The 22,210-nt window shown below is 59.3% G+C and carries 16 protein-coding genes; 7 read left to right on the top strand and 9 right to left on the bottom strand.

Translation table 11 applies throughout. The annotated features are described in order from the left end of the window. Nucleotides 1-32 precede the first annotated feature (32 nt). The 5 genes from CTP10_RS23640 to CTP10_RS23620 all read left to right on the top strand — a co-directional run bounded on the left by CTP10_RS23640 (nt 33) and on the right by CTP10_RS23620 (nt 3,368). On the top strand, nt 33-527 hold the full coding sequence (locus CTP10_RS23640; RefSeq protein WP_147316247.1) for a hypothetical protein: 495 nt from the start codon (nt 33-35) through the stop codon (nt 525-527). Nucleotides 528-658: 131 nt separating this feature from the next. Further along, nucleotides 659-1,567 (top strand): hypothetical protein, encoded by a 909-nt coding sequence (locus tag CTP10_RS23635; protein ID WP_116321688.1) that lies wholly within the window; start codon nt 659-661, stop codon nt 1,565-1,567. A gap of 129 nt (nt 1,568-1,696) precedes the next feature. Further along, the gene (locus CTP10_RS23630) at nt 1,697-1,981 is read left to right on the top strand and encodes a putative phosphothreonine lyase domain-containing protein (protein ID WP_116321687.1); all 285 of its coding nucleotides are present in this window, start codon (nt 1,697-1,699) and stop codon (nt 1,979-1,981) included. Between the two features lie 112 nt (nt 1,982-2,093). After that, nucleotides 2,094-2,357, top strand: coding sequence for a helix-turn-helix domain-containing protein (locus CTP10_RS23625; protein WP_233528254.1), 264 nt, complete (start codon nt 2,094-2,096; stop codon nt 2,355-2,357). A gap of 777 nt (nt 2,358-3,134) precedes the next feature. Beyond that, nucleotides 3,135-3,368 carry a hypothetical protein gene (locus tag CTP10_RS23620; protein ID WP_116321685.1) on the top strand — a complete coding sequence of 78 codons (234 nt, stop codon included), beginning with the start codon at nt 3,135-3,137 and terminating at the stop codon, nt 3,366-3,368. A gap of 215 nt (nt 3,369-3,583) precedes the next feature. Here CTP10_RS23620 and CTP10_RS23615 read toward each other — a convergent pair whose 3' ends face one another. Genes CTP10_RS23615 through CTP10_RS23600 form a run of 4 tightly spaced genes read right to left on the bottom strand, consistent with a single transcriptional unit; the run spans nt 3,584 to nt 11,440 of the window. Next, nucleotides 3,584-4,660 (bottom strand): Wadjet anti-phage system protein JetD domain-containing protein, encoded by a 1,077-nt coding sequence (locus tag CTP10_RS23615; RefSeq protein WP_116321684.1) that lies wholly within the window; start codon nt 4,658-4,660, stop codon nt 3,584-3,586. After that, nucleotides 4,657-9,204: a hypothetical protein gene (locus tag CTP10_RS23610; protein WP_116321683.1), complete on the bottom strand. Its 4,548-nt coding sequence runs from the start codon at nt 9,202-9,204 to the stop codon at nt 4,657-4,659. The genes CTP10_RS23615 and CTP10_RS23610 overlap by 4 nt, the downstream gene beginning before the upstream one ends. Nucleotides 9,205-9,209: 5 nt before the next feature. Continuing rightward, the gene (locus CTP10_RS23605) at nt 9,210-10,043 is read right to left on the bottom strand and encodes a hypothetical protein (RefSeq protein WP_116321682.1); all 834 of its coding nucleotides are present in this window, start codon (nt 10,041-10,043) and stop codon (nt 9,210-9,212) included. Next, complete coding sequence (locus tag CTP10_RS23600; protein ID WP_116321737.1) at nt 10,040-11,440, bottom strand: hypothetical protein; 1,401 nt, start codon at nt 11,438-11,440, stop codon at nt 10,040-10,042. The genes CTP10_RS23605 and CTP10_RS23600 overlap by 4 nt, the downstream gene beginning before the upstream one ends. A gap of 603 nt (nt 11,441-12,043) precedes the next feature. Here CTP10_RS23600 and CTP10_RS23595 point away from each other — a divergent pair. Together CTP10_RS23595 and CTP10_RS23590 are read left to right on the top strand one after the other, a co-directional pair. After that, the gene (locus tag CTP10_RS23595; RefSeq protein WP_116321681.1) at nt 12,044-14,182 is read left to right on the top strand and encodes an ATP-dependent nuclease; all 2,139 of its coding nucleotides are present in this window, start codon (nt 12,044-12,046) and stop codon (nt 14,180-14,182) included. Further along, nucleotides 14,182-15,963 carry a UvrD-helicase domain-containing protein gene (locus tag CTP10_RS23590; protein ID WP_116321680.1) on the top strand — a complete coding sequence of 594 codons (1,782 nt, stop codon included), beginning with the start codon at nt 14,182-14,184 and terminating at the stop codon, nt 15,961-15,963. The genes CTP10_RS23595 and CTP10_RS23590 overlap by 1 nt, the downstream gene beginning before the upstream one ends. 85 nt (nt 15,964-16,048) lie before the next feature. On the opposite strand, the gene CTP10_RS23585 is transcribed toward CTP10_RS23590, so the two are convergent. The 5 genes from CTP10_RS23585 to CTP10_RS23565 form a co-directional block, all read right to left on the bottom strand. Then, the gene (locus CTP10_RS23585) at nt 16,049-16,663 is read right to left on the bottom strand and encodes a DUF559 domain-containing protein (protein WP_233528253.1); all 615 of its coding nucleotides are present in this window, start codon (nt 16,661-16,663) and stop codon (nt 16,049-16,051) included. Between the two features lie 563 nt (nt 16,664-17,226). Then, nucleotides 17,227-18,342: a HEPN-associated N-terminal domain-containing protein gene (locus CTP10_RS23580; protein ID WP_233528267.1), complete on the bottom strand. Its 1,116-nt coding sequence runs from the start codon at nt 18,340-18,342 to the stop codon at nt 17,227-17,229. A 138-nt stretch (nt 18,343-18,480) separates the two neighbouring features. Further along, nucleotides 18,481-20,505: a DUF3732 domain-containing protein gene (locus CTP10_RS23575; RefSeq protein WP_116321677.1), complete on the bottom strand. Its 2,025-nt coding sequence runs from the start codon at nt 20,503-20,505 to the stop codon at nt 18,481-18,483. Continuing rightward, nucleotides 20,502-20,981 (bottom strand): three component ABC system middle component, encoded by a 480-nt coding sequence (locus CTP10_RS23570; protein WP_116321676.1) that lies wholly within the window; start codon nt 20,979-20,981, stop codon nt 20,502-20,504. The genes CTP10_RS23575 and CTP10_RS23570 overlap by 4 nt, the downstream gene beginning before the upstream one ends. Further along, nucleotides 20,951-22,102 carry a hypothetical protein gene (locus CTP10_RS23565; protein WP_147316246.1) on the bottom strand — a complete coding sequence of 384 codons (1,152 nt, stop codon included), beginning with the start codon at nt 22,100-22,102 and terminating at the stop codon, nt 20,951-20,953. The genes CTP10_RS23570 and CTP10_RS23565 overlap by 31 nt, the downstream gene beginning before the upstream one ends. Between the last annotated feature and the right edge of the window lie 108 nt (nt 22,103-22,210).

The raw sequence follows: 22,210 nt of genomic DNA, 5'->3' as shown, positions 1-22,210 counted from the left end.
GCACCACCGCATCAGGCTTCACCGCATCAACGATGAGCGCATTTAACTGGCCAGTCTCCATTTCCGGGCATGTGCTGCCCGGCAAGTACCTACCGCCCGACCTTCGCAAACTGAGTCATGCCATGGGCATCGCGCTACCTGTGGCGTTCGCTGGCCACATGTACGTGGTATCGCAGGCGCCCGTCGAGGGCGAAACCGGATTGCGTGCGGACTACCTGCAGTATCACCACGACCGTTTGCTGGCTCTGATGCGGACGATGCCCAGTGATGAAAGGCCAGCAGCGCTGGCACGCCAACGCCGCCAGCTAGGCGAAACCGATCTGAACGACGACGAGGTGATTTTGATTTGCCATCTCATCGAGACGCAGCTCCCGGGCCTGGAAGCCGGACCGATGGACAACGGAGACTGCCACGTTATGGCCGATGATCTGGACGTGCGTGGCGCGGTCCTGCGCGGTCGTGTACGCGAGTTTTTTCGCAGTGCCGTTACGTTGGGGACACTGCAACCCTGGCGCGTATCACAGTAGATGGCCGCCCTCCTCGCTTTCTCTTCACACCTAGCCATCGACGCATCCTCATGTTCTTAAGTAATTGCGCTGGCCAGCCTAATGCTTGGTGCGCGATGCCACCCTCACCTCCTTTTTTGCACGGTACTGGTATGGCGTACTGGATCGACCTGGACGAGCTGGCATTGCGCCAGTACATCGATGCCATGGCCGTATTCGAAGCCTGCGAGGCCGCTCGCTCTCGCGTCGATGCATTCAGTGGTGGCATGCTGTGGCGGACCAGCAAGGGTCACGAGTATCTGATCCAGACCAGCAGCGACAACCGTCAACGCTCCCTCGGTCGCCGGTCGGCCGCAACCGAATCCATGTATGAGCAGTTTGTGACCGGAAAACGCACGGCGCAAGACCGCTTGCGGGCGCTACGCCAACAGATGGCGATTCAGTACCGCATGAACCGCGCCCTGCGTGTCGGCGACGTGCCGGCGCTGCTGGAGCGGATCCTCTCGGCGATGGATCGACGCCGCCTGCACGACCAGGTGGTCGTTGCCGGCGACTGCGCACTGTTTGCGTACGCGGCACAAGCGGGCGTGCGCCTGTGTGCCCCGCCAAATGCCGGCAATGTGCCGGCGCCCCTGAGCCTCCATCTCTGGGCCGCCAGCGAATCAGCGAAGGATCTGGCGTTCAATGCGCTGCGCGCCGCGGACAAGTCGTTTATCGTGCGTCAGGTCACAAGGGATCGTCTGGAGGCCACCAATGCGCAGGGCGTGACTGTGGAGATTCGTCACGACACCCAGATCGCCGCATTGGTGGCGCCGCCCGGTCCACTGGGCTTGCGGAAGTTCTCCACCGCCGTGGTGACAGCAACCGGCCGTATGGCACGCATGACGGCGATTCCACCGACGCAATACATTATGGACGCTTTTCATCAGGCTGCTCGTATGGACCTGACGCCGGCGCAATCTGCTTTATACGCATGGCGCGCGCGCGCGACGCAGCGACTGGTGGAATGTAGCTTGCCTCACTGGGGCGAGGCGATGGAAACCGGCCCCCGGCCCACATGATCCACCGCAGATAGAGAAAGCGACTATGCCAGACGACCGCCCGTCCCTAAACGAAGATGATGTGTGGCTTTACGTGGCCGCGCCTTCGTGCAGTGATTCGAATCCAATGAGTCCACTGGAAAATGATGCATCTTTCGCTCCGAGCACGAGATCGATGAATCATGGGCAACGATCCAGGGTCTTGCCGCTGATGAGAAGATCCTTCTTGCAAAGGTATCGAGCGCGATCGGTCGTCGATACCACGACGGTCATGTCATCTGCATCTTCACGCTGGATTGGAATGATCAAGCGGATCTCATGATCGTACGCCAAGTGCTGCGCGACGCCGGCTTTACGGCGGAAATGGACTACAAGCGCGATGTCGACACCACCCTGCGCATCTATGGGCCCAACGAGTGGTATCTGAGAGCCTGACATTGCGGCCAACCGTTATGCCTGCCAACGCGGGCGTTATCGACGTTTTTTGCTCACTATGCCTGCTATTCGAAACGCACTGACAGGCGACGAGATCGCCCAAGAGATTGGCATGCGGCTCCGCTTCCGGCGTTTGGAGCGCAATATCACTATTGAGGCGCTCGCGAAACGCTCCGGTGTCGGTCGTACCGCGGTGGGTGACATTGAGGCCGGTCGCGATGTTCGGTTGTCGACTCTCATCAAGGTCATGCGTGGGCTGGGCGTGCTTAGCAACCTGGACGCCGCGTTCCCGGATACCTTGCCGACGTCGTTAGCGTTGACGAAGCGGCGGCAACTTCGAATGCGCGCGTACGTGATAAAAGCTCAGAAGGATTGACAGGCGCATGCCCTCGCGCCTTGGGCTGCGCGGCTCTTGTTGCGACGGCGCGACGAGTGGAAGGATTTCTCGCTTTCCATTCGGCGTCCTGCGGCAGGCGTTATTGACAGAATTTGTTCGATACGCCTGCTATGGGAAGCATACTGATTCCCCACGCGTCGACAGGACGTGGTGTCCAGCTTCTAGGCTGCGGCATTCGTGGCTAAACTGTTCCTGGTCGCTGCTTTTCGGAGGCTTCAGTCTGCCGAGGAGCGTTGGCTCACCGGCGCGTCTGCAAGGAGTGCTACATGAGCCAGCAAGGCGCCGACGAATGACACGCCATTGCGAACGGCTCGCCAACACAATAGAGACTGGACCAAGAGGACAGGATGATCAGGTATCCCGACGCTATGCGCGAAGCAGACGCCTCGCAGTCCGCTGAAACGGCGGAGGTTGTGCAAAGAAGAAAAGATTTGATCGGCTTGCGAGGCCGGGAAGATTTGCTGCCGGCGCTTGAACGGGCAAGGCAAATGCTTCGCGCTTTCGCCGGAATTCCAGCGCCCGAGTTCCAAGGGTCGTTGCGCCGCAAGCCACGCTATTGAATGCGCTTAGACTCGGCAAGTGTCCCGCCACCGTGAGTATCTTGTCTAGTCGCGATCGCAGAGCTTGCTGGTGAGGTGGGCAAAAGCACCCTCTACACGCGAATCCTTGGCTTCGGGCACTTCACCCCTCTTTCACCCGCGTTGAGGGAGACGTGTATGCCATTAGTCCAGCCATCCCCCTACTCCATTTTGAAACATGACCAAAACCGCGCGTTATGTCGCTGACCTGGCGCATAGAGAGGGCATTAGCTATGCGGCGACCTTTGCCGACGAATGGGCAGCAGCCGTGACCGGTTTAGTGGGTGATGATGTCACGCCGGACGCCACCGACCATTTGCTTGTTGCACTGACGCGTGCTGGAAAGCTGTCACCCCGCGACATGGTCGCCTTGACCATCGCGCACCATAGGGAACTGAAACAGCACGTTTAATTTTCCGGCGCTGGACGGCGATTCCTGCCGCGATGCCTCGCTGCAGTACCGCCTGGCAAACGGACCTGGTCGACATCTTCCTTCGGCGTCAGGCTTACGCTGCGAATCTCCTCATTTTTCCCTCGTGCCTCCCAGCATGCTGCATGCTTGCTTCGAATCGAGTCAGCTTTCAACATCTTTTGTGGCGGCCATCCCGAAAGCGCTGGCCGCTAACCCTAGATCAATGCATGGGCGCATAGGTTCCTAATGTCTTCGGTACCTACGTATTCTTGATCCACGGCACGAAGCCCACACAATTCGATGAGATCGCGACCATCGTCGGGGGCAATCTGGCTTGCGGCTTGCTTATCCTTGCAGGTTGCCTTTGCGTACGGGTGGGAGGCGCCGGCGTGGAAGGCTGTGATCATGGGGCGATAAAGCGCACTAAGCCTTAGCTGCGGGATGCGATGTCGCAGGCCGCCGTAGATCCGCAGCCCCTCGCGATCGAGATCCCCCCAGAAGTAGACTCGGGGGTGCTCAAGCAGTGCGGCCGGACTTGGAGGTCGGCCTTCCCGGACCAGCGCAATGAGCCCATCGCCGTAGGCGACCGAGGCGAGCAACTGATTGCCAAAGTCCTCGCTACTGCGTGACAGCCCGTAGCCAAAGGTGACCACAAACGCCACTCGGGAGGCCGCTCCGGCCGCAACGGCTGCGTCAAAGGCATGTGGGTTCTCGACCAGCACCACCGCCTCAGGCTCTGGGGGACCCGCCGTAATGACGTACGGTGGCGCATCGGGGTGCGCCTTTAAGTCTAGGCCGAAGGTCGACATCGCGGCTGCCGGCAACTGCCCGAGGAGTTTTGACGACCCGAGGAGATATCGGGCGGACAGGACAAACTTCGGTGTCCCTACCTCCTGAGGCGCAGCCCGACGTAACGCCAGGAGCCCTGCTGCCAGTGCCTCCATATCCGTGTCGCAGAAGTCAGCAATCCTGTCGTGGCAAGCTGCAAGCGCCCCGACATCCGAGGTGCTGAGCCCTGCCCGCTGCATGGCCGTCTCCCATTGCGTCAGGGACACCGGGACGGGCTTTGCTGGCGCCGCCGCGGTCACGCCGACCCGCTTGTACACATCGCCCTGGACCGTGATCCCCGTCACCGTCCCTGAGCGGGCCAGGCGGCCCAGGGCTTGTTTCACATCCAACTCATGCCAGCCCGTGCGCTTTGCCAGCCTCGCCACCAGACCCGAGCCTTGGAGGAATGCCCGCCCGTCCAGCATCGCGTGCAGTTCAGTCAGCAACTGGTCCTCGCGACTCATTGCGCGGCAGCCTCGCCCTTGCGGAACGATGCGAGTTCCATGACCCCGTGTCGTGCCCCGACCTCCTCCGGCTCCAGCAGCCGTCGGGTCTCGCTATCGGCGTACATCATGTTGCCACCGATCTCGCGGGCCACCACATAGGTCGGGAAGTACTCCCACTTATTCTGATAGTTGGGATCGTGCCCGGTAATGAGAAGCTGGAACTTGCCACGGCTTTCCTGCACCCCCTTAAGCGCATCATCGATTAGGCGCGGGTCCGATAAGTGCGAGAATGCACCGTCGATGAAGACGAACTGCGTCCGCTGGCTGCGGATCTTCTTGCGGTTCGCCGCGCTGACGCTCTGCCTGTCGAGTTCCCGCTCGGTCACGTAATCCGCCATCTTGACGATCCAGAGCAGGGTCATCGCCACACCCTGCCCGGACGACGCCATATCCTTTTCCAGAAGCAGCGGCCGTTGCGAAATCGCGGGCAAGCACACGCGGATCTTCGGCTCCACGATCACATTGCGGTAAAACTCGTCTCGGATATCCTTGCGCAGGTTCTTGTCCGCGATCGTTTGCACCACCTCGTCTTCGGCGTAGGTTTCGCGCGTACGCTCTCGCTTCTCGACCTTCTGGACAATACCGTCGAGCACCGCCCTCACATCTGACATATCGGCGAGCTTGGCCTCGATCTCGAATCCAGCCTTGACGATATCGCCTGAGACCGGGTCGCGCCGCGGGCGGAACACCCGCTTCATGGTATCGAGATTGGTCGGCAGGCGGCGCGTAAAGCTCCCCAACCACGAGCCTATCTCAGACCATTGCTGATCGAGGTACTGAGCGGCTTGTTCGTTTGCCTGCCGGCTACGCTCATAGATGCTCCGGGTTCCGGTAATGAGTTGGCCAAGGACCGCGAGGTTTTCCTTCGCCTCATCGAGCCCCATTTTGATCTGTTCATCAATCAGCGCCATGCCGCTACCCTTCACGCGGTCGATCTCGTCGTGATAGAGCGTGCGTGCCCTTGCAAACTGCCTACGCGCAGCGTCAAGATTCTGGCTGATCACCCCGGCATTAATGTCGCCAAGTCGCTCATTAAGGGTCTTGAGTGCGGTCACAATGGCTTCGATGTCGCGGCCCAAACGTACTTCCGCGGCCTGCTGATACGCAGGGTGGCTGATCAGCACATCTTCCCGGACTGTGATCGGGATGCAGTCCCGCAGCACCAACTCACGCTGCTTCTGCCGCAGTGAGCGCACAACGTCATCGACCTCTCTGGCTTGGCCTTCTAAGGCGCGGGAAGCTCCAATGAGCGTGTCCATGCGCTTTGTGACCAACCCGAGGTCATTGCTGACGCGTTCCTGCTCAGGTCGGATCTCCGCCAGTCGGTCCTGAATCTCTTTGGGCCGTTGGTCGCCGCACGTCACAAAGGACTCCACGGCATCGAACCGAAACACGCTCCGCTTCTTGGCGGTATCCAAGTCCTTCGCCAAACTGTTTCGCACACTAGCTGCGGTCCGCATGAACTCCGGTCCCTGCGCCTGGATGAAGGCGTCCACCTGCTTAAGGTCACCCTCTGCGCCGGCGAGTTCTCTACCCGCCGCCGCTACTACCCGATGACATTCGTCGGAGGCTTGGTCGGCAACACGAGCCTGATCGAGCCTGGTTTTCATCGCCTCCTCTGCCTGCCCGTGGCGGTCTTTGGCGAGGACCAAACGCTCAAGCAATTCCTCGATGCTGTCGTCGCCCAAAACCTGGCGATGAGCAATTACCGCCTTAATGGCTTCGATGGATTCGGCAGAGGCACGTACCTCAAGTTCGGGCAGCCGCTCACGCAGCGGTGCCTGCTCATCCGCGAGCGTCTTGTCCAGTTGGCGGTAGCTCTGGGCCACGGCATCGCTGGCCTTGTATGCCTGCTGGGCCGCCGGCGAGTTCGGGTCCATTGCTTTGAGTTCGACCTCCTTTTCAGCGAGGAGCGTGCGCACCTGTTCGATCTCGAGTGCAAGCTGTGTCTTTTCCCGCTCGACCAGGGTCGGATCCAGCAAGCAGTCCACTGGCCGCGTCCTGACCCCGACGAGCCACGTACTTGCCACACGGCCGTCGAACGCGATCTCGCCCGCCGTGCAGAACTGTTCGAGTTCCATCGCCACAAAGACAGGCGATTCGATCCCTCTTTCCGCCAATTGGGACGCCACGGCCGCAGCGCGGCCGGCATCGGCGTAGACCGGCGAAAACAGCAACGCCGAGAACAGCGAAAGGATCTTTCCCTTTCGCTCCTCTGCAAGCCCCATCTGCTCAACTGCCGTGTGCAGCGGCATGGCGTCTGCGCCCGCGAAGGTTAGGACTTCCCGCGCCACCTTACCGGCCGCCACGGGATGGGTATCGAGGTCGCGCCGCCGCGCTGTTAAGTCCGCCAGATCATGCCGATGGCCAAGGATTTCCTCGGTCAACATCTGGCTCCGTTTGGTCCGCTGTTCCAGCCACTGGGCGGGCGCCACGGCGTCACCATGGGCCGCTTCGAAGGCTGCGAGCGCCTCCAGCCCTTCGCGCATTCTCGTGCGTTGAGTGTGGATCTCAGCGTCGCGGTACCTCGCGGCGGCAAGGACCGCCTTCACGCGGTCCGCGAGGCCATCCGGCGATTCATCCCCGAAGACGCTCCTGAAGACGCCGACTCGGGGGGCGAGATCTTCCAGCTTTCCGGTGCGATCGGAGATTTCCTTCAGCGCAGCGGTGGCGGCCTTCTCTTCAAGTCGAGCGTTCTCGGCTGCTTCGGACGCGGTATCTTTCGTGATTTTGGCGTCAAAGGCCTGTGCTTGCGCGGTTTCGTAGGCGTCGCCGAGCCGTTCCAACACGGCCTTTGGCTGGGCATCGTCCCCATGCTCGGCCACGAACTCCTGCCACTTCTCGAAGGAGTCTGTTTGCTCGGCCATTTTCACGCGATGCGTGCCCAGCTTCTCTTCCGCCTCGCTAAGCACTTCGCCGACCCGCTGCCCGGTTTTCAGCGGCTGCCGCATTTCCGCTTCGGTGAAAAGCCCGCTCGCCAACATCCGAGCGTATTCGGCTTGCTGCGCGTTGATCTCCGACAACTGGCCCCGAAGCTCCTCAGCCTCCCTGGTCAGTGCAGTCCCCTCCCGTTGAAGCGCCTCATGCTCGACACTAGCCTCTTCACGCTGAATATCCAGACGAGCTTTTTCGAGACGAGCGGGGTTCGTATCGGCGTTGGCTTCCGCCCAATCGAAGGCCGTATTGAGCGCCGCTGCGACCGATGCTTGGTCTAACTGTTCGCGGAAGTTCCTCGTCAGACCGTTGAAGGCCAGCGCAAAATGGCGCTTGAACAGCTTCGGATTGCCTTTCGAGGCGCTCACCAGCAGTTCGACCATCCCGCTGCCCTCGCAGGCAATCGCCCGCTGCTTCATCAGCGGGGTCAGTGAAACCTGATTGCGGCCGGCTCGGGTCGCGACATCAGCCGGTTTTTCCCCGGTCAATTGCTCGAATCCAAGATCGGCAAAGTGCCATTCGCCATCCTGCATCACCATCCACCGGGCAAGCGCCGGTGCACCGGGCGGCGGAGCAAGCGGAACGCCAGGCAGGGGATCATCCGTGGCCAAATTCTTGATGACGGCCTGCGCCAGCGAAGCGTCGGTCAACGCGGCGTGCGCTTCCTGCTCTGCTGCATTGAGGTCGCCGGCCTGCTTCTCCACCCGTTCCAGCTCGTCAAGCAGGATCCGTGTTTCGTTAAGGCCTTCTTCGGCCTGCTTGGTGCGGTTCTGGGCCCCGATAATATTGCGGACCTTTTCGTGGATCGTGTCCTCGATACCCCGTTCGCCCGCGAACTCGTCAATGTTGCCCATCATGTCCACGAGCAGTTCCGGCGCCAGGCGCTCGTAGAACACGGCTTCACTGTAGGGCCGCTTGCCCGAATGGACCGCAAAGTAGTTGCTGCTCCCCTCGGCGCCCTTCGCCTTTTGATAGACGAGTTGTTGCTCGATACTAGCCATATCGAAGATGCCACCAACGTGCTCGCGCCAGTTGATCAGCGTTCCCTCCCGGCGCGTCGTCGGGAAGCGCGAAGGCAGCGCGTCGAGCGTCTCCAGGAAGGTGGTGTTGCCGATCAGCGTGACGCGGTGGCCGTCACGGCGTCCGATCGGGCAGTCTTCAAAGGTGCCTCGGTAGGAGTACAGAAAGTAGTCACGGCCTTCCCCGGCTGTGCCGTAGATGCCAAAGACCATCCGGTAGCCCGAGAAATCGCCACCCGACTGGGCGACCAGATCCATGCCCGCTTCGTCATCGGCGGCGATCGTGACTTCGATCCGCAGATGCGTGAAGTGTCCATTCGACGCCGGAGAAAAGTGCTTTTGCCGGATGTCGTTCAATACCTTGTAGTCGCCCGCCAGCATGCCAAGCGTGCCGCCGATCATGGTGCTCTTGCCACGACCATTGGGCATATTCATGGCGGTATTCTCACCCTTGGGGTTGAATACTTGGTAGACCCAATCCGGGCGCCACGGCTCCTGGCGACGGCTGTTCATAAAGTTGGAAACTTCGATGCGATTGATTAAAGGCATGCCACTTACGCTCCGTGTACTTGCTGTTCTGCTTGACGGGCCTGCACCGACTCGACCGACTCACCCAGTAACAGGGCTGCGGTTTCCAAGGCCGCCGGGCGCTGCGCCGGCGGCAACAGGTAGGCGACTTCGTTTGCCGCCACATCAGCCATCTCGACCGCCGCGAGCACAGTCTGGCTCCATTCTTCCTTGTTGCCGGTGGGCTCGATCATGCCAGCCTCCTCCATCACAGTCAGGAAGCGCGTCGCCCAGATGTTGATCTTGTTGGCTTCCTTCCAGAAGTAGTCGAAGACGATCCCGGCCTCGCCTTCCGGGCGGCCAGTATTTCCCATCTCCTCAATGCCGCCCTTCAGGATGTCAACGAACAGACGCTTGGACACCATGGCCTCCCGGTAGCGGCTGACCTCAGACGGGTGTCGGTCAATCTTCTGATAGAAGAACCATTGCAGCGTGAGCCAAAGGCGAGTCACCCAGAACACGGTTTCGTGACGCTTTTCGTCGCTGTCCCCACCCCGGCGGTCACGCATGCGCTCAACATACCAGCGGCTATCGACATAGGCGGGCAGGCTGGTACCGCGCTTGCGGGTCAGCACCCAGATACTGTTCGACACACCAGATTTGGACGGGATGCCAAACTCCATGCCGTTGCGCTCGATCAACGTCAGACCCTGCGTGGCCAGAAATTCATCGAAGGCGGCTAGATCGACAGCGTTGCAATTCGAGAGAATACGCACGGCTTCCCGTTCGCCATCGCGCAGGTTGCGCCCGGGCGGGTTTCCGAAAGCGACGCGCCAGTGTTGCAGGTAGGCGAATGCTGCGCCCATGTCGGCCATGTTCATTGCGTGCTCTCCTCAAGAAACATCATCGGATCCGTCCCCGAGAACCAGGTGCCGCCGATTTTAGTTTGGAAGGTCTTGCCGGTTAGGCCGACCTTGATCGTGAAGCCCTCGCCATCCAGTTGCTCGGGCGACGAGTACACGCCAAAGAAGTCGGCCGGACTTTCGCCCGCCTCAAGTGCGAAGTCCGTCCCTGTCACGATCTCAGAGAACAGGGTCGGCTGTTCCTTGAGTTGAGAGATCACCAGCGCGCGATTGCGCAGCAGGAAGTTGAGGAATCGATTGTGGCTGGCGTCACCCTGCGTCGGATCGACGGTGAAGGTCGAGACGGGGGTGACCGACTCCTCGCCGAGGCGGGTAAAGTCCACCTGCCCCACCAAATCGACCGGATGGAACGTCTCGCCATGCATACCCCAAGGCATGATGCCCGCCATGAGCGCTTCCAGTCGATCGGGTGTGGGAGACGCACCCACCATAGTCAATGAATTCACGATCGACAGGAAGTCCACGGTCGTGCCGCCAACTGGCTTCGCGCGCTGCGCCGTGTCCAGAAAGGTGACAAAGCGCCGGGACAGCGCCTCGACGTTCTGCATGACCATCTCCACTTCCGTCTGGAGGTTGCCCAGCGAGTACTCGACGCCGTAGGTGTACTTCCACGCGTCAAATGCTTCGCGGGCGCCCGTACCGTGGATCAGGTTGATGGCTCGCTTGACCACCTCGATCGCTTTCTGCAGGGCATCGGCGATGCCGCTGCCCTCCGTCAGTAGGATATCGCGCAGTTCCGAGAGCGTGGGCCGCTCCATGGCGGAGGTCAATTGCTTGCTTTTCGACGCCACCTCAAGAATGAGGCTGCGACACAGCCGCGGAATGTCGCCGAATTGCTTGCGCTCGATGGCAGCGACCAGCCGCTCTGCGTCGACGTCGGTATAGAGCCAGTTTTCCTTGGCGGCCGACACCCGCAGCAGCAGACGTCCATTCTCCGTGAGTTGTACCTGGTTGAAATCCCTTGCTCGTTCGAGAAGCGGCGTCGAATCCTTCGTGAGCCCAAACTCCAAGCCGCCTTTGCCGTCCTCCACGCCGTAGCGGATATCGCGCTCGCGGGCGAGCGTGTCGACGACGAAGGTCAGGTCGTCTGCCGTGACCGTCGTTACGCGTTGCCGGATGCGCGCATGGAGTTCCGTCAAGGCGACAAACGTCGGGCCGCGATCCATTTCGAGTTCCCTCAGGAGTTCGAGGATCAGGAAGGCGACCGCCAGCATATATCCGGCCCGCTCTGGGGTCTCGGGAACGTACACGCCGCCCGTTTCACGACGACTCTGATGCAGGTCGATCAGGCGCGACACCGCGGCGACGAGCCGAACATCGTGCGGGAGCTTCGACAAACTCGTTAGTTGTGCCATCTTCGTTGGAGTTGTTATCGTCTCGTGACTAAACAAACGTTCTCTCTCCGGACAGATTCTTGCCGCGTGCCCGCACTGGCTTACGGGTAGGCGTCACCAGGAACTACCGACTACTCAGTGTGGCCAGATTCGTTCCGTCGAACCTGACTTTTTCATTTTGGTGCGCTCACAAGCGCCTCGCCTTACCTAGTGAGAGCGCGACTATAGCGCCTGCCGCGATCTGATTTGACATATTGCGAAGAGAACGCCGGAACTGCAAACTACCCCGCACATTGGAGATGGCCTCCGCATGGCGCTGGATTTAATCCGTCACAGCGAAAGACGATTGTCAATCCCCCAATTGGAGGATACTTGATCCTGCGCTCCATAACCCGCATAAACATTGAGCTTGCTGGTGGCAAGTAGTGTGATGAGGCCCGTTTTCATATTACCGGACAGGCTTACAGGTAATCCCGAGATTTGGGTGGAATCTGGGCGCGCTGCACGCGCTACAATCTCGCAAACTCCGATTCTTACCGGCACTGGACGCCCTGTAAGGCCGTAGCGTTACGATTTGCTTAAAAACAGACAAGGCCGTTCAAGGAAGCGGCGGGCCGGAAAAGCATGCATATTTCCAAACTGACCCTGGTTAACTACCGGAATTTTCGGAGCACAACGCTGCGGTTTCATCGGGGTGTCAACACCATCATCGGCGAAAATGGGTCAGGCAAGTCCACTATTCTTCGCGCGATCCGGCTTCTCCTGGATGACACGATGGTGCGCGCTGCCTATCGGTTGGAAGAGTCCGACTTCAGCCGGGCGCTAGCACAATGGCAGGGCCATTGGATCATTATCAGTATGGAGTTCGAGGAAATCAGCGCCGACGAAGCCGTGCAGGCACTGTTTCTTCACGGTACGGCCGCTCTCGAAGACGGGCCGCTCTCGAAGGCCACCTATAACCTCATCTTTCGCCCGAAGAAGGAGGTTCGGCTGAAGCTGGCTGGGTTAAAGAATGGCGACAAAGAGAACCTCGCCAGAATCCGTGACGCGATCACGATCGATGATTACGAGACCGTGTTCACCGGAAGAAGTAGCGCGGAATTCGGCGACCCGTTGGTCTACGAATCGATCGTAGGCAACTTCGAGCAGTGCGTCCTCAGTCCGGAGACTGAGTTCCCGGAGATTGGAGCGAAAGTGCCTGGTTTCCTCTCGGTCACAAAGGAGGTGTCGCTGACCTTCATCCAGGCCCTGCGCGACGTCGTCGCCGAGTTTCACAACAACCGGACGAACCCGCTATTCACGCTGCTTAAGAGCAAGAGCGGCGAGCTCGCGCCGGGGGCAATGCTCCCCATCACCCAGATGGTTCACGACTTGAATGCCTCCATTGAAGGCTTGGAGGACGTGCAGTCGGTGCGCAAGCACATCCGCGAAACGATCAAGGATGCCGCCGGCGAGACCTACTCACCTGCCTCGCTGTCGATCAAGTCCGACCTGCCTAACGAAGCCGAGAAGCTATTTCAGTCACTGCGTCTGTTTGTGGGCGAGTCCGAGGAAGGCTATGAGGGGGCGATACACGAGTTGAGTCTGGGCGGGGCCAACTTGATCTACCTGACGTTGAAGCTGCTGGAATTCAAGTACCAGCGCGAAAAACTCGCGATCGCCAATTTCCTCTTGATCGAAGAGCCGGAAGCGCATATCCACACGCATATTCAGAAGACGTTGTTCGATCGCATCGCCTACCGCGACGCCCAGATTATCTACACGACGCACTCGACTCACATCTCCGAGGTGAGTAACGTCAGCAACGTCAACATCCTGGGACGTCACGGTTCGTTCTGCGAGGCCTACCAGCCGTCGACGGGGCTGGAGCCGTCCCAGCTCACCAGCATTCAACGGTATTTGGACGCGGTGCGTAGCAACCTGCTTTTCGCAAAGAGCGTGGTGCTCGTGGAAGGCGATGCCGAGGAGATCCTGATCCCGATCCTCGTCAAGAAGGTGCTCGGCCTGAGTGTCGATGAGCTGGGCATCAGCGTCATCAATATCCGGAGCACCGGGTTCAAGAATGTGGCCGTCCTGTTTCACGACATGCGCATCCGCAAGCGCTGCGGCATCGTCACCGACCTCGATACGATCTTCTTCGATGTGACGCCACAACCCGGTGATCCGGACGCCTGGGCAGCGAGAAAACGCAAAGCGGCCGGCTCGCAGAAATCCGGTGCCGAGCGCAAGGCTGACCTCGACGCCTTTGTCGCGGGAAACCCCTGGCTCGCGGCGTTTTACGCAACGCATACGTTTGAAGTGGATTTTGTCGCGGCTGGCAACCAGGAGGCACTAATCCGGGTCGTCGACAGGGTCTACAAGGATCCCGCGACCATTGCACAATCGATTGCGACGCTCCACTCGAGGTTCCTGCCTGAAATGGGACTTCGGGCGCTGATGATGGCCGAGCACGATGGAAAGGGCTGGTTCGCCATCCTGCTCGCCGATGCGCTGACCCATGAGGTGGTGATCCCGGACTACATCCGACGGGCGATCCTGTTCGCACATGGTCCCTTCTCCCGCCCGCTGATTGCCCGGATCCTTCGGCATCGGGCGGATTGTTTGTGGCGTACCGACGCCTCTGCGCACGCGCGTCTGTCCCATTTCGCAATCGAGCTCGATCGTTTCCGTCGGAAAGAGATCGATATGCCAGCGCTCAGGACGGCAGTCGCCTGCGCGTTGCCCGGGGACGCCATCGCGCCGTTCTTGGCGGAGATGTCCTGATGTTCGCCTGGGATGCACGGGACCTGAACGAGGAGCAGGCGGCCGCCGTTAGGGAGGAGTCGAGCGTCTTCCTCATTGCCTGCCCCGGCAGCGGCAAGACGCGGACGCTGACCTACAAGATTGCCTATGAGCTTTCCCGCCGAACGGACAAGCGGATTGTGGTCGCCATCACCTATACGCATCGCGCCGCCGACGAGATCCAGGAGCGCATCGAAGCGATGGGTGTCGACACCTCGGGCCTGTGGATCGGGACGATCCACTCCTTCTGTCTCGAATGGATCATCAAGCCGTATGGCGTCTACCTGCCCGAGCTCGCGCGTGGCTACCGCGTCCTGGACAGGCATGATCGCGAACTGCTGCTTGAGCGGCTGTGCGCGCCTTATTCGGGCGTCAGCCACTGGGATTGCGACTACTACTTCAACGAAAGCGGGTACCACCTTGGATGCGCCGATGCCTGGAAACATGAGGCGCTCCATCAGATCTTGCAGGAGTATTTTCGGGAGCTTGCAGCGGCGCGGCAGATCGATTTCGAGCTGATCCTTTGGCATGCGCATACCCTCATGCGTGACCAGAAGCATATCGCACCCCTTCTCTCCCAAGTCTTCTCCTATATCTTCGTAGACGAGTACCAGGATACGAAGCAGATCCAATATAGCCTGCTGGCCGCGATCCTGCGTGCGGGCGCCCGACGGACGAAGACGTTCATCGTCGGCGATCCGAACCAGGCCATCTATGGTTCGCTCGGCGGCTATGCGATTTCCCTGCCCGAGTTTCGTGCCCTGGCGGGGATCCCGATCGAGGAGATGGCGCTCAGCCGAAATTATCGTTCGAGTAACAGAATCATCAGTCAGTTCTCAAACTTCAACGTCCATGCGACCACCATCGAAGGCGCGGGTGTCAACGCTAGCTTTCCAAGCATGGTGTCGTACAACCGGCAGATCGCCCATACTGGCCTGCATGACGAGTTGATCCGGCTGATTCAGGTGAGCCTGGCTGCAGGGCATGCCCCCGAGGAGATTTGCGTGCTCGCCCCCTGGTGGACATTGCTGGCATCGACGACGCGCAAACTGGTGGCGATGCTGCCAGATCAACAGTTCGACGGGCCGGGCCTCGTGCCTTTTAGCAACGACTCGGATAACTACTGGTTCAAGCTGTCGAAGATTCTGCTGACGGAGTCTTCGCCAGGGATGCTCGTTCGTCGCATGCGTTGGGCGAACGAGGTCATCGACGATCTGGAAGATTTTGGTGTCGACACCTCTCCCCTGACACCGCGGTTGCTATTGAGGGAGTGCAACGCCATCGCAATTTCCGAGACGGACGGACTTGCGTACCTGCACCAGGCGTTCGCTATATTATTTGGGCGGCTTGGTGTCGACCTCGACAGCTTCCCTCCGCTGATTGAACATCACGCGGCATTCTTTCGCAGCTCACAGGCGCGGATTGCCAAGCTTCGGCAAGCGGGGGCCAGCTACATCAACGATGTGTCCTTCTTCAAGAAGGTGTTTCGTGAACGGACCGGTATCACCGTCTCGACCATACACGGCGTCAAGGGCGCCGAATTCGACGTGGTTATCGCTTTTGGTCTGCTTCAAGGCATGGTGCCGCATTTCAGCGAAACGACCAGCCATGCGGCCGCTAGCAAGCTTCTCTATGTCGTCGGTTCGCGCGCGCGCAAGCATCTTCACCTAATCTCGGAGGTCGGGCGTCCGCAAGGTCGATACGGGTCCTATGAACCCACGAAGGTCCTCGCGGCGTGCATGTTTGGCTACGACACATGTTGATGTTGCTGTAGTCCGGCCGGCTGGAGGTCTGGTCCGCCTCTGGCGCCGGCGCTCAACCTTCTCGCGCTCCCCACCCTCATCAGTATTACCTTTTCAAGGTGCGATACCGGGCAAACATGGCCACAAAGAATTCCCGAACTTGTTCATCCGCGTTGTCGGCGAGCAACTCATGGGCGCCAAAGCGGTAGACCTCATAGCCCGCCAATTTCAGCGCGCGGTCGGAGCGTGCCATGTCCGCATAGCGTTGGGCCGAGGCCTTCCCCTCTGGATCGGCAGCGTAGTGGTGCTTGCCGTCCACCTCGATCACGATCCGGACGTCATGCGGCAGCAACAGCAGAAAGTCCATTCGGTGACTCAGCAGCGCTTCAGCGCCCCGCTGCTTTGCGGTGCGCTGATCCCAGTGCAGCCAAACCTCGGGCACCAGCGCTGGTAGTCCGGGAATCTGGGTGCGAAACGCGCGGTGATAGCCCTTGAACAGCGTCCGTTGCGGCGGGGAGTTGTCGGGCAGGCAGCTTAGCAACCGCTCATAGAGGGCGCGCTTGGCCATTTCCGGATAGGCGATCCCTTCGCGCGCTTGCCACCAGTCCTGCAGATCCTGCCAGCGCAGGCCCTCGGCCGGGACTCCAAAGCCCAGTGTATGGCCCGCGCCGATACACGCCCCGACGTTAGCCGTCAGTCCATTGGTGTGACCATGACCCAACAACGTTGGTCGTCGGAAGGTACGACTACGAGGGTACATTCCTCGCAGAGGTGATCCGCGGGATCCAAAATTGCAGACGTGTCGCTAGTCTTTTGATAGGGAGTCAGTACCCGCCGCGCACCGAGTATGGGACTTGGAGGGTTCAGCAGCCGCGACCACATTTCCGTCTCTGCGCGTCTACAACTCCGGCTCAAGCGGGCGATGGCCTCCCCTCGATGGAAGCGGGTGAGAATGCATGGCGCAGACAATCCCGTCCGGCAATGGCTTGATCAAGTCGGCCACACCTCATCGCCGATCCGGGTGTCCAGTTCAACGTAGAGGCTAAACGGCCGCCCTGTGCGCACTGGCACGACAGCCATCTGCGACGCGTGCGTCGCGGCCCACCAAACTTCCTCGGGCCGCTGGGGCCTGCGCCGAACGTTTCAGCGAGCGAGGTCACGTGCCGTGCGGGAATCCCCCGCTCGGTGCCGCGCCAGGAGAGCAAGGGGTCGAATCCCTGTCGCGGCAGAGCATAAACACCGGGCCCTTCTCGCCATTCTGCCCCATGCGACCTACGCCGGTCGCTAGACATTCGTCGCCCACACGGCTCGCTCAAATGCCAGGCTGGGGCGCGACTTTCTACCCCACATTGGATCTGCTAGGCCCAAATCGACTGGGCCGAGGAACAGTGCCATGTTCCAGCCACGACGGTGTACGGTACTCCCGTACGCAATTCCATCCACGACACCACCGTCGAACCGATAGTCCCGCACGAATTCGGTGACGACCTGTGACGGCAAGTAGTCAACATGGACGTGCCGGTCCCTCGCCACCGGCTTCATGATGTCAGCGGCAAAGTCGTGCAAGAAACTCAGAGTAAGAGCTGGCATCCGGGCGGCATCTGAAAACATGCCCGGTGTGGGTGGCAAAGTCCGCAAGTCAAGAACACGTAGTGGACGAATCGCGCGCCAAAGCCCTACTTTCGCCGCGGCCACCCGAGTTTCCCTAAGCGCTGTTGCAATGCTGGAAGCAAGATAAAGCATGGGAATACCAGCCGGGTTCATGCGATTGCTCTGCAAGGCGTGTTCAACTGGCGGCGGCCCAAATTGTGCGGCGGACACGCGTTGGCCTTTGGCGATGTCGGGACGCGCGCGCCAGAACTTAGTACCCGCGGGTATCTCCGTGATTAAGCCGATATTCTCGCTCACGGTGGCAATGTGGCTTAGCAGAGACGCTGGCGATAACGAATCCTGGTCATCTCTTCCGGTTGCGTGAAAGAAGAAGCGTCGCTCGTGTTTGACTGTCTCGCAGAAGCTCTGCCAACTTGTCCACAACGCTTCGTCAGGGTCGAGAGCACCCACATCGAAATCGCACCAGACTTCATCCATCATGGTCCGGGCGATGCTATCAAATAGGGTCCCATCATCCCTGGGCAGTACCAGATTGATCTTTTCCAGCATATCCCACGAATCCCAGTGGGGACCCAAATAGCCGCCTTCTGCCGAGCAGTATCCGAGCTGATCCACAGCACGCCCGTAGTACCGTCGGATACATGCTTCGATACGGCTTGCGACCTTATGAAACTCTGCCGTTGGCGAGTCGAATTTCTGACAGGTGCTACAGCCGCGCGGTCCGCCCTCCTCTCGGATCCATGCGCGCAGATCTTCGTCAGCGAAGCAGGATGAGCAAATACGGTCCATTTGTAGGAGTACAGTTGAGTGGGGATATCGGATCGAAGCCTGCGGCCGCCGGTTCATCAGCGGTTCGACCAAGATTTTACAGCGCGTCTGTTACCGGAAAAAAAGGGAGCTTCGTTGCCCCTTCACGATCCTCCTGCGCTACTCAAGTGCAGGGCCGTACGGTGCAGCCGAAATAAAGCCCTCTCCAGGCTTGCGCCAACGCTTTCGAACCAGCGATTCAAATTCGACTTGGTTCGCGAGCGTCAGCTTATCGGCATGATCGGTGACGATGATCTGCGGACGAATTCCAGTCTCTTTGAACGTGTCTTCACAGTACCAAACAAGCTGATCGAACAGGTTTGTCACCGCGCGCAAGTCTTCGTCCACCTTATGCGCCGATGTTCGCGAGGGATCTTGGATCGCGTTAAATTCGGCGTCGTTGTCCAGCAAGGCAGGAAAGTACACCTGGCTCGGCTGGTCAAGAAACAGGATCGGTGGAATTGCGCACTTGTCTCCAAGTTCGCAAAAATAGCGATGCAACGCGAGGAACAGCGCAAGATGACAGGATAGCCAGTTGGCCCCGCTTCCCATTGACCGCAGGAAGACTTTCTTATCCTTTGCGGGTTCGTGCCACAGGTCAAACGTCTCAACTGAGAACCGCAAGCGAATCGGCTTGTACGAGTCCTCGAAGTCGAATCGTGTGCCCAGATCATCCAGAATCTCCGCGATGCGTTCTTCGGCCTGAGCAAGCTTTGTTTGCACATCGAATTTGCGCTTCAGGTCTGCCTGAAGCTTGGCGATGTTTCGGCGCAGTTGAGCCAAATCACTCTCATCCTTTCGGCTCATCGCCTTGGCAAGCGCGAGTAGTGCCTCTTCTAGACGCCCTTTCGCCGCAACTGCCATTTCGTACTGGCTCTTCAGCTTGCCCATCTTGGCAAGTTCCGCGTTTAACCTCTTCAGCTCGCCTTCCTGCGCCGCCGCCAGCTTCTGCACGGGGAGCATCTCATCCCTCACCCTGGCACGTGCTTCCTCAAATGACGCCAGTCGCGAGTTGGATCGGAGCAGCTCCGTGTTGAGCCATTCAATCGCCGAGCTTAGTGCGTTCGCACTGTGCTCGACGGTTTCCGTGGGCGTCGCGCAGAATGGGCAAGCACTAGCGTGCAAATCCGTCTTTACCGGGAGAGGAATAGCCTGCTTGCGCTGGTCATACTGAATCGCGAAGGCGATAGACGATTCGATGCCTTCCAGGTTTGTGGCGTGCTCCCGTAGCAAAGCAACGGTTTTGCTGTATTCCATCTCCAGTTCACGCCGTCGTCGCACATGCCCCGCTGTATCCGCCGACAGCGCGACTGACATGGCTTCGATCCTGTCTCTGGCGGCCGCCGGGCTTGCGTACATGGTAGCCAGATCCACCGGAAGCGATAGTCCAGACAATGCTTCGTACTCGGTCCTTGCGAGGGCCACCTTCCGTTTGGCCTCGTCGATCAGCGCTTCGCGCTTGGGCGCCATGCGCTTCAACGATCGCTCTTCTTGCTCCAGTTCGTTGAGCTTTTGTTTCAGGAGAAAATATTCCTGTTTGGCAAAACCCAGAAACACCTTCAAATGGTCGATCGCCTGCTCGCGCTTTTCGCGCTCGTCGAAGCGATAGAAGACTGCGTGCTTGTTGGCGACCAGATTCTGATGCTGCAGCATGAACGACGTAAAGCTTCTTGCAGATGGGGGTGCCGAACGGGCTTTATTAAAACGGGCTTCGCGAACCGAGAGGTCTTCATCCACGTCGGTCACCAAGACGCCAAAGCTTCGTATCAAGTTCTTCTTAAACAGGTAGGGTGAATAGAAGAACTTCTCCTCGAAGTAGGCGCTGGTCAATGAGCGGGCCTCTTTGACTCGCTCGGTCTCTAGCTCCTCCTTGAGGAATGCCGTCCGTGTGTCCGGGCGGCGAGCCAGAACGACAGCCGTATCGTGGAGCATCAGCACGGTGAAGTACAGACTCGCCCGGTCAGTAATCACGCCGACCGGCACGGTAAACTCGGAGCTGCCAAAGCAGTAGTCAAAAATTTCGATCAGCGCACTCTTGCCGGTAGACGAGCGCCCAGTGATGACGTTGACGCCAGGCGAGAAGGTCACTGCGTGTACGGTGTCGTTCTTATCGACGACGCCGATGTGAAGGATGTGGGCTTTCATAGGGACATAACACCAAGCATGCGAAAGATCGTCGGCACGTCATAGGGGGCAACGATCGTTCCGAGTTTTCTCGAGGCGGCAAGGGCTTCGCGTGGCGCTAACGGTTCGTCGACAACTTTCCCGCAGACTTCGAGCGACAAGTCGGCCGTCATCGACAGGCGACCACAGCTCAGCAGATGCTGGAGGGTAACGTTGGTGAGCGCACGGTAGGTATCGATCCGGCCTTGCAACCCATACAGGCGCTCGGGCTTCGCCGCAAACGTCATGAGACGCGTCCTGCCTCGATCCTTGTAAAGCACCTTCCTCGATTGTTCCGGCAAGACCAGGGGCAAGACCAGATAGGCCAGCAAGACACCATTCTTTTGTGGTCCCATTGCCCCATAGAATTCGGTGAATAGCTCGGAAAACAGGAAGGGATTGTTGTGCAGTACAAAGAGATTTTCGATTACGTCGATCTTCTTTTCTTGAGCTTCCATTGCAATTGGCTGTTATTCATCTCAACGTGCAGCAGTCCATTGCGAAACCAGGTCGGCGAGTCGTCGTAGCCTGGAAACTTCGGTGCTCCGGTGCCATGGACGTCATCATAGAAATCCTGTGACGCATGAATTTCATCGACGCAGTTCCGTGCGGCCTTCCGGTAGTTCGCATTGAAGATGTCGAGAACCTCGCTGTGATAGCCCTTCCACCGGGATGGCTCAATCAGATAGCTCTGGATGTGCGTTTCGATCAACGTCATCGCATTCTGATAGTGGTGGATCGCCTCGGGAATGACGTCTTCGTAGTCAATGTCCAGGATCTTGCTGACGAACGGGTCCTGAGCGGTGTCAGTCGGCACCTCTGATATGCGGTCAGGATGAGGCTTCTCCGGAAAATATCGAGTCGCTTTGCCGTGAATGTCGTACAACTCTTTCAGCTTTGTATCAAAATCGCGGAAATCGATTTCCCAAGCCGCCTCCCGGGGTTGATCCGCACGACAGACGAAGCCGAGCAAGGCGTCCATCATCGCGCCTTTGTTTTCGGCTGGGACACGGAGCTGCTCGGTCTGGATCGATTGGTATAGTTCGCTGAGGTCCGGCGCCGATGCCTCGATGTAGATCTTCGGCACAACTGACTCCAGCAGGTCTCGGCGAATCGGGTCGAGGATCCAGTCCTGCAACTCCAGCACCTTGCTACGCTTCAGCTCGGGGTCGGCGCCCTGAGCCACTTCGAACTCGTCGGCTTGATTGGCGTGGATGGCGCATAGCAGGTCGAGTCGACCGGCTCGATCCATCTCGTTCCAGTATCGCAATTGGGCCGTGGTGCCAAATGATTGCGTCGTCAAAAGGATGAGCGAGGCGTACTGGGCCCGGGGGAACCGAGCGTCCATCCAGTTGTACACCGTATTCCAGAAGTTCTTGCTGCCATCCGTCAGAGGTTTGCTGTGGTACCGCTTTACCTCAAACTGGGTATGCCCTTCGACCGTGATATCCCCCAATCGCTCTATCAGCAGTTTCTGATCGGACTTCAGCGCAAAACACTGCGCCACGGCCACGCAAAGCTGATGAACCGTTGCTCTTGTGGATGCGGTCGCATCCGAGCGCGAACCTCTTCTCGTCATGCCCAACACTCCGTGAGCCAATTTCGGTGTCTAGACGCGAACCCCCAAGCGCAATCCTGGATGATTGCATCCCAAAATGCCAATTCAGTCAAACTTGCGATTATCAGA

This window comes from Cupriavidus sp. P-10 (assembly GCF_003402535.2).
In the GTDB taxonomy this organism is placed as follows: Bacteria; Pseudomonadota; Gammaproteobacteria; order Burkholderiales; family Burkholderiaceae; genus Cupriavidus.
Note: the sequence above shows the minus strand (reverse complement) of the source record. Positions and strands in the feature narration are given on the sequence as shown.